10 protein-coding genes are annotated in these 14,259 nt (G+C 62.0%); 4 read left to right on the top strand and 6 right to left on the bottom strand.

Going from position 1 to position 14,259, the window contains the following annotated elements:
• The first annotated feature begins 165 nt into the window (after positions 1-165).
• The gene (locus AC1D08_RS31615) at positions 166-1,206 is read left to right on the top strand and encodes a glutamine synthetase beta-grasp domain-containing protein (RefSeq protein ID WP_477227099.1); all 1,041 of its coding nucleotides are present in this window, start codon (positions 166-168) and stop codon (positions 1,204-1,206) included.
• A 691-nt stretch (positions 1,207-1,897) separates the two neighbouring features.
• Here AC1D08_RS31615 and glnA read toward each other — a convergent pair.
• Positions 1,898-3,307 (bottom strand): type I glutamate--ammonia ligase, encoded by a 1,410-nt coding sequence (gene glnA / locus AC1D08_RS31610; RefSeq protein WP_095091650.1) that lies wholly within the window; start codon positions 3,305-3,307, stop codon positions 1,898-1,900.
• A gap of 66 nt (positions 3,308-3,373) precedes the next feature.
• Entirely contained in the window at positions 3,374-3,712 is a 339-nt protein-coding gene (locus AC1D08_RS31605) for a P-II family nitrogen regulator (RefSeq protein ID WP_006205430.1), read from the bottom strand.
• 358 nt (positions 3,713-4,070) lie between these two features.
• On the opposite strand from AC1D08_RS31605, the gene AC1D08_RS31600 reads away from it, so the two are divergent.
• On the top strand, positions 4,071-5,603 hold the full coding sequence (locus tag AC1D08_RS31600; protein WP_457153795.1) for an NAD(P)H-hydrate dehydratase: 1,533 nt from the start codon (positions 4,071-4,073) through the stop codon (positions 5,601-5,603).
• The gene (locus AC1D08_RS31595; protein WP_457153796.1) at positions 5,600-7,603 is read left to right on the top strand and encodes a hypothetical protein; all 2,004 of its coding nucleotides are present in this window, start codon (positions 5,600-5,602) and stop codon (positions 7,601-7,603) included. The genes AC1D08_RS31600 and AC1D08_RS31595 overlap by 4 nt, the downstream gene beginning before the upstream one ends.
• 29 nt (positions 7,604-7,632) lie before the next feature.
• Here the strand turns inward: AC1D08_RS31595 and AC1D08_RS31590 are convergent, their stop codons facing one another.
• Both AC1D08_RS31590 and AC1D08_RS31585 read right to left on the bottom strand, forming a co-directional pair.
• A complete protein-coding gene (locus AC1D08_RS31590) occupies positions 7,633-8,703 on the bottom strand; it encodes a M48 family metallopeptidase (RefSeq protein ID WP_477424991.1) in 1,071 nt (356 codons plus the stop codon).
• Positions 8,704-8,710: 7 nt separating this feature from the next.
• Positions 8,711-10,243, bottom strand: coding sequence for an acyl-CoA carboxylase subunit beta (locus AC1D08_RS31585; protein WP_095091646.1), 1,533 nt, complete (start codon positions 10,241-10,243; stop codon positions 8,711-8,713).
• 409 nt (positions 10,244-10,652) lie between these two features.
• On the opposite strand from AC1D08_RS31585, the gene AC1D08_RS31580 reads away from it, so the two are divergent.
• Complete coding sequence (locus tag AC1D08_RS31580) at positions 10,653-12,074, top strand: DEAD/DEAH box helicase (protein ID WP_457153882.1); 1,422 nt, start codon at positions 10,653-10,655, stop codon at positions 12,072-12,074.
• A 106-nt stretch (positions 12,075-12,180) separates the two neighbouring features.
• On the opposite strand, the gene AC1D08_RS31575 is transcribed toward AC1D08_RS31580, so the two are convergent.
• Complete coding sequence (locus tag AC1D08_RS31575) at positions 12,181-13,155, bottom strand: alpha/beta hydrolase (protein WP_457153881.1); 975 nt, start codon at positions 13,153-13,155, stop codon at positions 12,181-12,183.
• A gap of 96 nt (positions 13,156-13,251) precedes the next feature.
• On the bottom strand, positions 13,252-14,073 hold the full coding sequence (locus AC1D08_RS31570; RefSeq protein WP_095091643.1) for an SDR family oxidoreductase: 822 nt from the start codon (positions 14,071-14,073) through the stop codon (positions 13,252-13,254).
• Positions 14,074-14,259: the final 186 nt, after the last annotated feature.

The following is a 14,259-nucleotide window of genomic DNA, read 5'->3' as shown; positions in this document are numbered from 1 at the left end:
TAGGCGGCTTGCCAACTTCAATCGAATGCGGCGTCAATTTTGCCGCACCCTGCAGCTCAAGAGTGGCACACGAATTGCATTTTAGTGATCCGGCAGGCCGGCTGCTGGTGGCAGACGCATGTCGACGCCGTCCAGTGTTCGGTGATCAAGCAACGAGAGGCTAGAATGACGAAATACAAGCTCGAGTACATTTGGCTCGATGGATACACCCCGGTCCCCAACCTTCGCGGCAAGACGCAGGTCAAGGAATACGCCGAATTCCCGACGCTCGAGCAGCTTCCGCTGTGGGGCTTTGACGGTTCGTCGACACAGCAGGCCGAAGGCCACAGCTCCGATTGCGTGCTGAAGCCGGTCGCTGTCTATCCGGATCCGGCCCGCAGCAACGGCGTGCTTGTCATGTGCGAAGTCATGATGCCTGACGGCGTCACGCCGCATGCCTCCAACAAGCGCGCCACCATTCTCGACGACGAGGGCGCCTGGTTCGGTTTCGAGCAGGAGTATTTCTTCTACAAGGACGGCCGTCCGCTGGGCTTCCCGGAAAGCGGCTATCCGGCACCGCAGGGCCCGTACTACACCGGCGTCGGCTATTCCAATGTCGGCTCCGTCGCGCGCCAGATCGTCGAAGAGCATCTCGATCTCTGCCTTGCAGCCGGCATCAACCACGAAGGCATCAACGCCGAAGTGGCCAAGGGCCAGTGGGAATTCCAGATTTTCGGCAAGGGCTCCAAGAAGGCCGCCGACCAGATGTGGATGGCCCGCTATTTGATGCAGCGCCTGACCGAGAAATACGGCATCGACATCGAGTACCATTGCAAGCCGCTCGGCGACACCGACTGGAACGGCTCGGGCATGCACGCCAACTTCTCGACCGCCTATATGCGCGAAGTCGGCGGCAAGGCTTATTTCGAAGCGCTGATGGCGGCCTTCGACAAGAACCTGATGGATCACATCGCCGTCTATGGCCCGGACAACGACAAGCGCCTGACTGGCAAGCATGAGACCGCGCCGTGGAACAGGTTCAGCTATGGCATCGCCGATCGTGGTGCTTCGATCCGCGTCCCGCATTCCTTCATCAAGAACGACTACAAGGGCTATCTGGAAGATCGCCGTCCGAATTCCCAGGGCGACCCCTACCAGATCGCCTCGCAGATTCTGAAGACGATCGCCTCGGTGCCGGCGAGCGCTGAGGTTTCGGCAGCCGCATAGTCATTCGAATCGGGACTTCACGTCCATGCCGTGACAGTCTGAGATTCATCCAAGTCCATCCAAGAACCCCGGCGAAAGCTGGGGTTCTTTTTTGCCGTTGCCCGGCGGATCGGGCCTCGGGCAAAACATACCCAGAAAAAGTCAGGCAATGCAGGCGGTCGCGAATCCGGTCGAGCCCTTGGCTGCCACTGTTCCAGTTTCCGGCGGCAGCCCGCCAGAAAGCCCGGAAAACTGGCATTTTGAGCACTATCCGTGACCTCGCACCCTTCCATAACCATCTGTTCATGTTGCGGAATCGGCTGTCCGCAGCCGGTTTGGCGGCGTTGACAGATCGCAGTGCAGCATGCGTATTCGAAGCGCTTGGGGTTACGTCACGCGATGCTGTTCGGACGGGCGGGGTTTACTTGAACGGCAGCATAGGCGTGGGCGCCGGACGAGCGGTCACTGTAGCCTGAGGCAGTGCGCCGCTCGCTCCTGGCTTTCATGTTCACCATCGACCGAACTGTTTCTGCCAGCCCATGAAACGCGGGCTCAGCAACCCAGGCATTCACACACGCCGAAAAGCTCAAAGGCAAAGGTGCGTCCATCGCGATGGGCGCGGACCTGTCGGTACAGGCGGGGCCCATCGGAGCGCAGCAAAAAGCCCTTGAAAGAGGGAACTCTTTCAAGGGCTTGAATAGTCTGTCGAATCTTAGACCGAGTAGTACATGTCGTACTCGACTGGATGCGGGGTCATTTCGAAGCGCATCACCTCAGCCATCTTCAGCTCGATGTAGCTGTCGATCTGATCGTCGTCGAAGACGCCGCCGGCTTTCAGGAAGCCGCGATCCTTGTCGAGGCTCTGCAGCGCTTCGCGCAGCGAACCGCAGACGGTCGGGATCTTCTTCAGCTCCTTCGGCGGCAGGTCGTAGAGATCCTTGTCCATCGGCTGGCCGGGATGGATCTTGTTCTTGATGCCGTCGAGACCGGCCATCAGCATGGCGGCGAAAGCGAGGTAGGGGTTCGCGCCCGGATCGGGGAAGCGGACCTCGACGCGTTTGGACTTGGGCGAGGAGCCGAACGGGATGCGGCAGGATGCCGAGCGGTTGCGCGCCGAATAGGCGAGCAGCACCGGCGCTTCGTAGCCCGGCACCAGACGCTTGTAGGAGTTGGTTAGCGGGTTGGTGAACGCGTTGATCGCCTTGGCATGCTTGATGATGCCACCAATGTAGAACAGGCAGCTTTCCGACAGGCCGGCATATTCATTGCCGGCGAAGGTCGGCTTGCCGTTCTTCCAGATCGACTGGTGGACGTGCATGCCCGAGCCATTGTCGCCGAAGATCGGCTTCGGCATGAAGGTGGCCGTCTTGCCGTAGGCGTTGGCGACCTGGTGCACGACATACTTGTAGATCAGCATCTTGTCGGCGTTGCGCACGAGCGTATCGAACTTGATGCCGAGTTCGTGCTGGGCGGCCGCCACCTCGTGGTGGTGCTTTTCGACCCGCACGCCCATTTCGGCGAGCACAGTCAGCATTTCCGAGCGCATATCCTGCGCGGAATCGATCGGCGGCACCGGGAAATAGCCGCCCTTGATGCGCGGACGGTGGCCGAGATTGCCGGTCTCGTAGTCGGTGTCGTCGTTCGAGGGCAGTTCGGTGGAATCAAGCTTGAAGCCGGTGTTGTAAGGGTCGGCCTTGTATTTCACATCGTCGAAGACGAAGAATTCGGCTTCGGGGCCGACGAAGATCTGGTCGCCGATGCCTTCCGACTTCATGTAGGCCTCGGCCTTCTTGGCCGTGCCACGCGGATCGCGGTTGTAGGATTCACCCGAAACCGGATCGAGGATGTCGCACAGGATGACCATGGTCGACTGCGCGAAGAACGGGTCCATGTGGACCGTGTCCGCATCGGGCATCAGCACCATGTCGGACTCGTTGATGGCCTTCCAGCCGGCAATCGAGGAGCCGTCGAACATGACGCCATCAGCGAACATGTCTTCCTCGACCTCGATGACATCCATCGTCACGTGTTGCAGCTTGCCCTTCGGATCGGTGAAGCGCAGGTCGACGAATTTCACGTCGTTGTCCTTGATCTGCTTCATGATGTCTTTGGCTGTCGTCATGTCATGTATCCCTGTTTGATGACGTTTTTTGATGATGACGGTTTTCAGGCGGATGGCGGGGTCGGATCAGACCGCGTCCATGCCGGTTTCGCCAGTGCGGATTCGCACGACTTCCTCGATGTTGGAGACGAAGATCTTGCCGTCGCCGATACGGCCTGTCTGGGCCGCCTTGCGGATGGCTTCGATCGCGCCTTCGACCGCGTCGTCGCCAAGCACGACCTCGATCTTCACCTTGGGCAGAAAATCGACGACATATTCGGCGCCGCGGTAGAGTTCGGTATGGCCTTTCTGACGCCCGAAGCCTTTGGCCTCGGTGACGGTGATGCCTTGCAGTCCGGCCTCCTGAAGCGCTTCCTTCACTTCGTCCAGCTTGAATGGCTTGATGATCGCTTCGATCTTTTTCATGTAAAAAGTGGCCTCCACTGCCAAAAAAACGGGTTGTGAACCCCCGCTTGCGCCTCCATCAAGCACGAACTGTGCCAATTGGACAGATTTGAAGCGGTCTCATACGATTTCAAAGCCGCGCCGCGCCGGGAAGCAAATTCGCGTCATTCACTGCATCAGGTGCGCCATGGGCCGCTGGAGCCACGAAGGAGCCAGCAAGTGCATCCGCACAACAATTAGGCATATCGCCTATTCAGCGGGCAGTTTTGTGCCTGCGACGCCCTCATTCCAACGATATGGCCGCAAATTTCGCCACTCCCCTTCGTTTGCTTCGGATCGAAAAGTGGACAATGCTTGATCGAATGCAGATCGGCAATCCATGAGCAACGAACTTCTTTCCCCGGCCGAAATGAGCGAGGCCGATCGGCTGGCGATTGCCGCTGGTCCGCTCGATGGCTTCGGGCTGATGCGCCGTGCCGGCGAAGCGGTCGCGGCCGTGGTCCTGGCGCGTTATCCCGCAGCGACGCGTGTCCATGTGCTGTGCGGCCCCGGCAACAATGGCGGCGATGGCTATGTCGTTGCCCGGTTGCTGGCCGGCAGCGGCGTAAGCACAACGATCTGGGCGAGCGGCACGCCGAGGCCGCAAAGCGATGCGGCGCTCGCCGCCGCGCAATGCCCGGTGAAACCTCGGCCACTGTCGGATTTTGCCGCCGTGGCCGGCTCGATTGTCGTCGACGCGCTTTACGGAGCAGGGCTGTCCAAGCCGCTGGCCGGCGATGCCGTGAAAGCCGTCGACACTGCAACAGCTCTGCGCCTGCCTGTGGTCGCGGTCGACCTGCCGTCGGGTGTCTCAGGAGCCAGCGGCGCAATATTGGGCAGGGCGTTTCACGCCGAGGTCACCGTCACCTTCGCGCGGCAAAAGCCCGGCCACTTGCTGCTCCCGGGACGAGAGCAATGTGGTGAAATCGTGCTCGCTGATATCGGCATAGGCGACGGCATCATCGCCCAACTCGCCGTGTCGACTTTTGAGAATGTGCCAGACCTGTGGTTGCGGGAATTTCCCGTGCCGGCGGTGGACGCGCACAAATACAAGCGCGGCCATGTCGGCGTCTTTTCCGGCGGTCCGAGCGCCACCGGCGCGGCGCGGCTGTCGGCACTTGCCGCCGCGAGAAGCGGGGCAGGGGCAGTCACCGTGCTGTCGCCGGCCAATGCCATGCAGGTAAACGCTGCGCATCTCACCTCAATCATGCTGCGCAAGGCCGATGACAGCGTCGACATCGCCTCGTTCATCGACGAACGCCGGCCGTCGGCTTTTGTTCTCGGGCCCGGTTTCGGCATTGGCGAAAAGACCCGGCAATTTGCACTCGCGCTGCTCAGCCCTGCCCAGCCTAGCGGCACGTCAACCCGGATTGACGGCCTCGTGTTCGATGCCGACGCGATCACCTCTTTTCGTGAGGCGCCGGACGTCCTGTTCGAAGCTTCTCGCCAACCGGGCGCGCCGGCCCTGGTGATGACCCCGCACGAAGGGGAGTTCGCCAGGCTGTTTCCCGATATCGCCGATGACGTTGCGTCCTCCAAGCTCGACAAGGCCCGCGCAGCCGCCGTGCGTGCCAATGCCGTCATCGTCTACAAGGGCGCCGACACCGTCATCGCCGCTCCTGACGGCAGGGCGGCGATCAACGCCAACGGCGCGCCGTGGCTGGCCACCGCAGGATCGGGCGACGTGCTGTCAGGCGTCATCGCCGGGCTGCTGGCGCAAGGCATGCCCGCCTTCGAAGCGGCCTGCGCCGCGGTGTGGATTCATGCTGAAGCCGGCAGCCGGTTCGGACCGGGGCTGATCGCCGAGGATCTGCCGCCGGCGCTGGTGCCGGTGCTGCGCGACCTTGTCGAAGCACGTTCGGCCGCTCGATGAGCCGCGCCCTGGCTCTGCTGCTCGCCACCCTCCTTGCTGTCTTCGTGGCGTCGGCAGCGCGCGCCGAAGGTCCTGTGACGATCGTCGATGATCCGGCGGTACTCGCCGCACTTGATGCCAAGGGCTACGGCTTTGCCGATATTTTTGGCGCGGCGGGCGCGGGCGACCTGAAAGCTCTCTACGACAAGGCGCCGGCCTATCACGCTGTCGTCGACACTGTGGCGGCCGATGTCGCCGCGCTGCGCGCCGACATGAAGGCCGGCGGGCGGCCGCTCTACGAGGTCACCGACGGCAATGTCGGCCGCATCATGGACATGCGCTGGCTGAAGACCGATGCCGCGCGCTTCCGGCTGGTCGGCGTCGTCAACCGGCTCGACCGTCGCGACTTCGCGGCCCTGCTGGGTGACAAGAGCTGCGGCGAGGTGCGTTTCATCTACCGCCTTGCCTACAGTTTTCGCAAAAATGGCAAGCTGTTGGCGTCGCGTCTGCCGTTCAATTTCAACGCCGTCTACAGCGCGGCGCCCGATGCCGACGGCGGCTGTGTCGGCGTTGCCGGACGCTGGACGCCACAGCTTGACGAGACCGTCGATGCTGGCTGGCTGACTGGCGGTCCGCTGGAGAAAGCCGGGCTGACCTTCAAGCAGCTGGAACTCAACGCCCAGGTGGTGCGCTTTCCCTCTGGCCAGGAAACCGAGTTCGGCGGCCAGGCCGCCTATCTCATGCGGATATTCGGCATCGATGGCGGCGCCGTCAGCGAGAAGCCGCTGGAGAACACGCCTGACTCCGCACGGCTTTCGCAAGACGCGGCCCTGAAAGCAAGGCTCGCCGCCTATGTCAGCGCCAATCTGCCGGCCGTCGACGAAGGCGTCTACGAAATCCCCGACGAATTCCTGGCCAGGAAGGTCATCTCGTGGTCGACCTTCGGCAGCGCGCGGCAGGCCAACCACCCGTTCACGCCACTGCTTAAGCCCGGGGAATTCGCATCGCTCGACTATTCCGGGCTCAAACTGCTGCGCACACCGGAAGCTCTCATCGAACGGCTGGACAATGGCGCCTGCCAGGGTTGCCATCAGGCTGGTTCCACCGCCGGTTTCCATTTCATCGGCCTCGACGACAAGACGACCTCGCCGCTCAACCGCATCGAGGTCGGCATTTCGCCGCATCTTCACGCCGAGATACCGCGCCGCCAGGCCTGGCTGCGCGCCATGGCGCAAGGCAAGGAGCCGAACCGCTTCCGCCCGCTCTCCATTGCACCACCGGCTGCCTGGACGGACGCCGGCGCGATCGACTACGCGCCGGCTGAGATGGCAATGCCGTGCCTGATGCCGGACGATGCCGCACGCTTCGGCAAGACCTGGCAGTGCGGCGGCGGCACCATCTGCACGCCGCTGGCCAGCGCTTCGGGTGTGCGGACGAAGCTGGCGCAATGCCTGCTGCCCAAGGACAGTCCCGACATGTTTTCCGGCCATCCCTGCCTGACCGGATCGATCGCCAGCAACGCAACGCAGCCTTTCAACGATCGCTTCAAAATATCAGGCCAGTTCGCGGCCTTTGCGCAGGATGTCTCGCGCACTGGCTACACCTGCCGTCCGCCGAAGATCGGCGTGCCTGGCGGCATCGCTTATCGCGGCTGCGACGACAAGGACCGCGCCTTCGCGGGCTTCAAATCCGGCAAGCCGATGCCGAACGAGATCTGCGGGCTGGTCGGCGGCAAGAAATTCGACATCTGCGTGGCCACCAACAATTTCGACCAATGCCTTGGCGGCGCCGTCAACCGCGGCAACCGGCCGGCCTGTTCGGCCGATCATTTCTGCCGCGAGGACTATATGTGCCAATCGCTGCCGCCCGATACCCCTGGCATCGGCAAGATCAAGGGTATCGGCTTCTGCTCGCCGACCTATTTCATCTTCCAGATGCGCATCGACAACCACGCGACGCCCTGGGGCAGTTCCGTCCGTGCCACCATGGGGGCAGGATTTGGCGCGGCGGAAGAGGAGTAGCCGCTCCCAGAAACAATCCGGGTGGCTACCTATCGATCAAGATGGTCGGCGACCTTCGATGTCCATTCACCATCGAAATGATGAACGCGCTCGGTAACAACTTCATTGCTCAAAAGGCTGGAAAGGGCTGAAACCAAAACCGGCTCCATCGCAGGGACCGAGCTGTATCCGAGCGCAGCCAGACGTTCGGACCATGGCGGATGATCGGCACTTTCGTTGTCTGGGGCATCCCAGGCCTTTTGAGCATACTCTTGCAGGATGGAGTGGCTCGTCAGTTCCTTGGCTGCCCTCAAAACTCTATCGAGCGGTGGAGGAGGTGGAACCATCGTGCCAAGCAATTCACGCTTGAGTGGATCATAAACCCGATGCTCGAAGAACGCGTCGGCTGCGCCGATCAGCAGCAGTGCACGCGCTGCCTGGTATGCATCGCCGGACGTCGCTGCATGACGATCGGCATCGATCTCCGCCCGTCGTGACAACCGTATTCCTTCGCGTTCCATCGCGGATGACAGTGGACTGAGCAACCAGTAAAACAAACTGCCGGAAAGGGTCCTCCCCGGAGGGGCGTAGTCGAAGATCAAGTCGAAGCTTTTGTCGAGTTCGGCAAGATTGAGTCCGCCGTTTGTATCTCTGTTTCTCAGATGCGCGTCCTCATGGGCCAAGATCGCCGCAAACGCCTTGTCGTCGGTCACCGCAAGCAACGGAATACCGACCGTCAAGATCACCCGACGACCAAGCAGGCCGAGAAACGGACGCTCTTCCCCTATACTGGCGTTGAGGTTGTCGCTCAGCACAATCGTTGTTCGACCGGCACGATATTTGCCAGCAACACCTTCCCACACAGCCCATAATTTGGGGGCCGAATGCTGGGAGATGCCTTGTACCTGGCTGGACCGAAAGCCGGCGAACAATGCTCCGATCAACAGAACAAAAGCCAGCATTGCGGCCGGTATGGCGACAACACCGCCTGCGACAACCGCGAGCGGATTTCGGTCAAGCAACAACAGCCACAGCAGCACAGGGCAGAAAAGCGGTAGGGCAAAAAGCAGGATGGCAAACCTGCCGAAGCTCGTTCCCATAGAAAGGACCAGACGCGACATCAGCGCCTCACAGCGGGATGTTGTCGTGCTTCTTCCAGGGGTTTTGCATGTCCTTGTTGCGCAGCATCCGGAGCGCGCGCGCGATGCGGCGACGGGTCGAGTGCGGCATGATCACCTCATCGACATAGCCGCGCTCGGCGGCGACGAAGGGCGACAGGAAGCGATCTTCGTAAGCCTTTGTATGGGCTGCGATCTTTTCTGCATCACCGATGTCCTTGCGGTAGATGATCTCGACCGCGCCCCTGGCGCCCATCACGGCGATCTGCGCCGTCGGCCAGGCATAGTTCATGTCGCCGCGCAGATGCTTTGACGCCATCACGTCATAGGCGCCGCCATACGCCTTGCGGGTGATGACGGTGATCTTCGGCACGGTGGCCTCGGCATAAGCGAACAGGAGTTTCGCCCCATGCTTGATCAGCCCGCCATATTCCTGCGCCGTGCCGGGCAGGAAGCCCGGAACATCGACGAAGGTGACGATCGGGATTGAGAAGCAATCGCAGAAGCGCACGAAACGCGCCGCCTTGCGGCTGGCGTCTGAATCGAGCACGCCGGCCAGCACCATCGGCTGGTTGGCGACGAAGCCGACGGTGCGGCCCTCGACCCGTCCGAACCCGGTGACGATGTTCTTGGCGAAATTCTGCTGGATCTCGAAGAAGTCGCCTTCGTCGGCAACTTTAAGGATCAACTCCTTGATGTCGTACGGCTTGTTGGCGTTGTCGGGAATCAGCCGGTCGAGCGACTGATCATGGTCGGTCACCGACTGATAGCATTCGATCTCCGGAAGCTCCGATGTGTTGGAGGCGGGCAGCAGGTCGACCAGCCGGCGCATCTGCAGCAGCGCCTCGACGTCATTGTCATAGGCGCCGTCGGCGATCGAGGATTTCGTCGTGTGCACCGAGGCACCGCCAAGGCTCTCGGCGGTCACCGTCTCGTTGGTGACGGTCTTCACCACATCCGGTCCGGTGACGAACATGTAGGAGGTGTCGCGCACCATGAAGATGAAGTCGGTCATCGCCGGCGAATAGACGTCGCCGCCGGCGCAGGGGCCCATGATCAGCGAAATCTGCGGAATGACACCGGAGGCGAGCACGTTGCGCTGAAAGATCTCGGCATAGCCGCCCAGTGCGGCCACGCCTTCCTGGATACGCGCTCCGCCGGCATCGTAGAGGCCGATGATCGGCGCGCGGTTGCGCAGCGCCATCTCCTGCACCTTGATGACCTTTTCGGCATGCGCTTCCGACAGCGAACCGCCAAACACGGTGAAGTCCTTGGCGAAGAGATAGACCGGGCGGCCGTTGACGGTGCCCCAGCCGGTGACCACACCGTCGCCGGCGATCTTGGTCTTCTCCATGCCGAAATCGGTCGAGCGGTGTTCGACATACATGTCGAACTCCTCGAACGAGCCCTCGTCGAGAAACACCTCGATGCGTTCGCGCGCGGTGAGTTTGCCCTTCTTGTGCTGTGCATCGATGCGGGCCTGGCCGCCGCCCATGCGGGCGATGTCACGGCGGCGCTCGAGTTCTTTCAGCACGTCCTTCATCGGTTACCTCCCAAGCCAGCGGCATTTCGTGGTAATCGTGCGGGCGGGCGAGCGCAAGGACCGCTTGCGCCGTGGTTTTGTTGCGCTGCAGCATGACGGCCCTTGCATTTGACCGCGAACTGGGCCATATGCGGCGACATAGGCGCTTGGGCCGGGAACAATCCGGCCTTCTCGACAAATGAGACTGGTTGCGTCTGTTTTCCCTCTTTCCGGTATATCGGCCCCTCTTTCCGGTAAATCACAAAGTGGCGAAAAAGCCCCGTGGCATGATGCCTGCGGGCACGACAGCGCAGCCGAGTGGACGAAACCGTCCGCCCGCCTTGTCGTTCCATGACAATTTATCCGACGGCAGGTTGCGCCCTGCCGCCATTGATGTTTGCGGCCAGAGGCCGCGTGAAAGAAGAATATTTTGACCAACGAAAACACTTTGCTTGCTGATAAAACTGGGGAACTCTCCGGTTTCGCAGCACTGGGAATTACGGGTGCGCTGCTCAAGGCGACCCATGCCGCCGGCTTTACCGATCCGAAGCCGATCCAGGCGCAGGCGATCCCGCCGCAGATGGAAGGCCGTGACATTTTCGGCATCGCCCAGACTGGTTCCGGCAAGACGGCTGCCTTCGCGCTGCCCATCCTGTCGAAGATCATCGCTCTCGGCACCAAGCGCCGGCCGAAGACGGCGCGTGCGCTGATCCTGGCGCCGACGCGCGAACTTGCCGTGCAGATCGAGGACACCATCAAGATCCTCGCCAAGGGCGCGCATGTCTCGACCGCACTTGTGCTGGGTGGCGTCTCGCGCTTCAGCCAGGTGAAGAAGGTCGCGCCCGGCGTCGACATCCTGATCGCAACGCCCGGTCGCCTGACCGATCTGGTGCGCGAAGGCGACCTCATGCTTGCCGACACCAAGTGGCTGGTGCTGGACGAGGGCGACCGCATGCTCGACATGGGCTTCATCAACGACGTCAAGCGCATCGCCAAGGCGACCGCGCCCGACCGTCAGACGGTGCTGTTCTCCGCGACGATGCCCAATGAAATCGCCGACCTGGCCAAGGGTCTGCTGAAGAACCCGATCCGCGTCGAAGTCGCGCCGCAAAGCACCGCGGCCGCCGAGATCGTGCAGGGCGTCGTCTTTGCCCGCACCAAGCAGAAGCGCCAGGTGCTGTCGACGATGCTCGCCGACGAGGCGATGAAGTCCGTCATCATCTTTTCGCGCACCAAGCACGGTGCCGACAGGGTGACCAAGGACCTCGAGCGCGACGGCTTCAAGGCCGCCGTCATCCACGGCAACAAGTCGCAGAACGCCCGTCAGAAGGCGCTGAACGATTTCCGTGAGGGCTCGGTGCGCATTCTGGTGGCGACCGACATTGCGGCGCGCGGCATCGATGTGCCCGGCATCAGCCATGTCGTGAATTTCGACCTGCCGGACGAAGCCGAAAGCTATGTCCATCGCATCGGCCGGACCGGCCGCAACGGCATGGACGGCATTGCCATCACGCTTTGCGATCCTTCGGAGAACAGCAAGCTGCGTCAGGTCGAGCGCATCATCCGCACCAAGCTGCCGATCGTTGCCGACCATCTCGGCAGCCCTGATCCGCTGCGCAATCCGGCTGAAAAGAACGAGCGCTTCGAGCCCGCCAATGACCGCAACGACCGCAATGGTCGTCGTGACGGCAGGCGGCCGGGTGGTGAGAACAAGGGCAACGGCTTCGGCAAGAAGCGCTTCGGCGACAAGCCGGCCTTCGCTGGCGAGCGTAAGCCGGAAGGCGCCAAGCCTTTCAAGGGCAACAACAAGCGCCGCTTCGGCGGCAAGCGTCCGGCGGCGCGGGCTGCGTAAGCCAGACCGCGTTGTAATCGGTCAAGCCTGGGCTGGCTGATTGCCGTGACTGACAAGGAAAGGGCGGCCGAAGCGATACTTCGGTCGCCCTTTTTTCGTCAGGAGCCTATTTGGCCACCGCCTCGACCCAGACGGCAATCCTTTGCGCGAGATAGGCCGTGGTCGAAGGCGACAGCGCGTCGCCGGCGATGACGTGGTGGTCGGGATCGCCAGTGTCGTCGACCGGCACTAGTTCATGCGGCGCGCCCCAGCGCCCGGCGATTTCGCGGGTGCGGTCCTCGCGCACCACCCTGTCGGAATCGGAAAAGATGAACAGGGCAGGGATGGTCGCCTTTTCCACCGGCGCTGCGTAGGCGAGCTCCGTCAGCGCCGCCATCGGCAGTGTCGCGGCCATCGGATATTTGTGCGTCCAGAATTTTTCGTGCAGGGCGTTACGGGTCGGAAAGCTGCGTTCCTTGCCGCCGACAAGCTCGGCAATCTGCTTGCCCCAGGGCATGGTCAGCAGTTCGGCGCCGGACGCCCTGACGCCGAAATTCGGCGAGATGAACGCGATCGCCGCCACCCCGTCCGATGCGCCCGGCTGCGTTGCAGCCCATGTCGCCAGCGAGCCGCCTGTCGAGGTCGAGATGACGATCACCTTGTCGCCAATCGCCCTGCCGATGGCGAGCGCCTCCTCATAGTCGTTGATCCAGGCATTGACGCTGCCTTGCGTCATCGCCGCGCCGTCCTGCCCGTGACCGGTAAGGCGGGTGTAGAACAGATTGGCGTCGAGCTGGTCGGCCACCTCGTCCGACAGCGGGCGGACCTCGCCCTTCGATGCGGAAAAGCCGTGGATATAGACAATCGACAGCGGCGTCCTGGCATGCACCATCGGATTGGCCCAGACGATCTCTTTCTCCAGCCCGTCACGGATTCCGGGTATGGCGCCCTCTGTCTTCGCCACATAGGCCTGCGGATCGTCGCCGATGACCGAGGGATCGAAACGGATCGTGGTGTCGACGGGTACGCGCGGGCCAAGCACGAAAGCCAGTGCGAGGACAACGACAAGGCCAAGCACAGCAAGCACGATCCGTCGCCCCATCGCAGACTCCAAAGAACAATTTCTCAACCTATGGCGGCGGTCACTATCGGGCAACGCCATGCCCCGGAGAGGGAGCCTGCCAATCTCGATGGCGTTCTATTCGCTTTGGGGCTTCCGGTCGTAGTGCAGCGGCCGCGCCTTCCAGTTGGTCATCAGGCCGATCACCCCTCTGCACAGCGGCCTCGGCAGCAGGCTGAGCACTTTCAGGGGCCAGCTCAGCCGGCGCGGGAAGGTGACTTCGAAGCCGCCGGACTTGATGCCCCGCGCCATGCGGCGCGTCGCGCGGCTGACTGGCATCAGCCCCGGCATCGGCAGCATGTTCTTCTCTGTAAGAGCGGTGTCGATGAAGCCCGGGTTGATCACCTGGACACGCACATTCATCTTGTCGAAGTCGTATTTCAGCGACTCGGCCAGGATGTTGATCGCCGCCTTGGTGCCGCCATAGGCGGCCGTGGTCGGCCAGCCGAAATAGGCGGTGACCGAGCCGACCAGCACGACATGGCCGCGTGCCCGCACACGCATGCGCTGGATGACCGGCACCAGGCCGTTGATGATGCCGAAATAGTTGACATCGAAGGACCGGCGAAAGTCGTTGACGACAAGATTCTCACCCGGCGTCGAAATGTAGTTCCCGGCATTGAAGACGGCGAGCACGATAGGCCCGAGTTCCTTCTCGATCGTGGCGACCGTCCTTGCCATGCGCGGCTCGTCGGTGACATCACAGGGAAAGGCCGTGACACTGCCCGGCATCTGCGCGGTCTCGACGACAAGCGTGTCGATCGGATCGTCGTCGAGCGCCGTCACCGCGACGGTATAGCCTTGGGCCGCAAGATCCCTGGCCAGCGAACGGCCAATGCCGCTGCTGCCGCCCGTGATCCAGGCGACGCCGTGCTTCGGATTGGCCCGATAGAGTGTCATGCTGCGCCCTGTCGACTTGCTCGTACCTTGCTCTAGCGATGAAGAAATCGAATGAAAAGAGTGCTTTCATCACAGTGAGGAAATGAACTGTGGCGCATGAAGGCGATATTGAGAAGCGTTGGCCGCGATAACAATGCCGCAAATGCGACTGGTCCAGACAAATTCTTGCCTTGAAACCGAAGCTTC

The organism is Mesorhizobium sp. P2_E6 (genome assembly GCF_056403835.1).
Note: the sequence above shows the minus strand (reverse complement) of the source record. Positions and strands in the feature narration are given on the sequence as shown.

Bases quoted from the DNA above. Each gene is read 5' to 3' on its own strand.
- AC1D08_RS31615 (WP_477227099.1), top strand. From the start codon at position 166: ATGACGAAATACAAGCTCGAGTACATTTGGCTCGATGGATACACCCCG.
- glnA (WP_095091650.1), bottom strand. From the start codon at position 3,307: ATGACGACAGCCAAAGACATCATGAAGCAGATCAAGGACAACGACGTG.
- AC1D08_RS31605 (WP_006205430.1), bottom strand. From the start codon at position 3,712: ATGAAAAAGATCGAAGCGATCATCAAGCCATTCAAGCTGGACGAAGTG.
- AC1D08_RS31600 (WP_457153795.1), top strand. From the start codon at position 4,071: ATGAGCAACGAACTTCTTTCCCCGGCCGAAATGAGCGAGGCCGATCGG.
- AC1D08_RS31595 (WP_457153796.1), top strand. From the start codon at position 5,600: ATGAGCCGCGCCCTGGCTCTGCTGCTCGCCACCCTCCTTGCTGTCTTC.
- AC1D08_RS31590 (WP_477424991.1), bottom strand. From the start codon at position 8,703: ATGTCGCGTCTGGTCCTTTCTATGGGAACGAGCTTCGGCAGGTTTGCC.
- AC1D08_RS31585 (WP_095091646.1), bottom strand. From the start codon at position 10,243: ATGAAGGACGTGCTGAAAGAACTCGAGCGCCGCCGTGACATCGCCCGC.
- AC1D08_RS31575 (WP_457153881.1), bottom strand. From the start codon at position 13,155: ATGGGGCGACGGATCGTGCTTGCTGTGCTTGGCCTTGTCGTTGTCCTC.
- AC1D08_RS31570 (WP_095091643.1), bottom strand. From the start codon at position 14,073: ATGACACTCTATCGGGCCAATCCGAAGCACGGCGTCGCCTGGATCACG.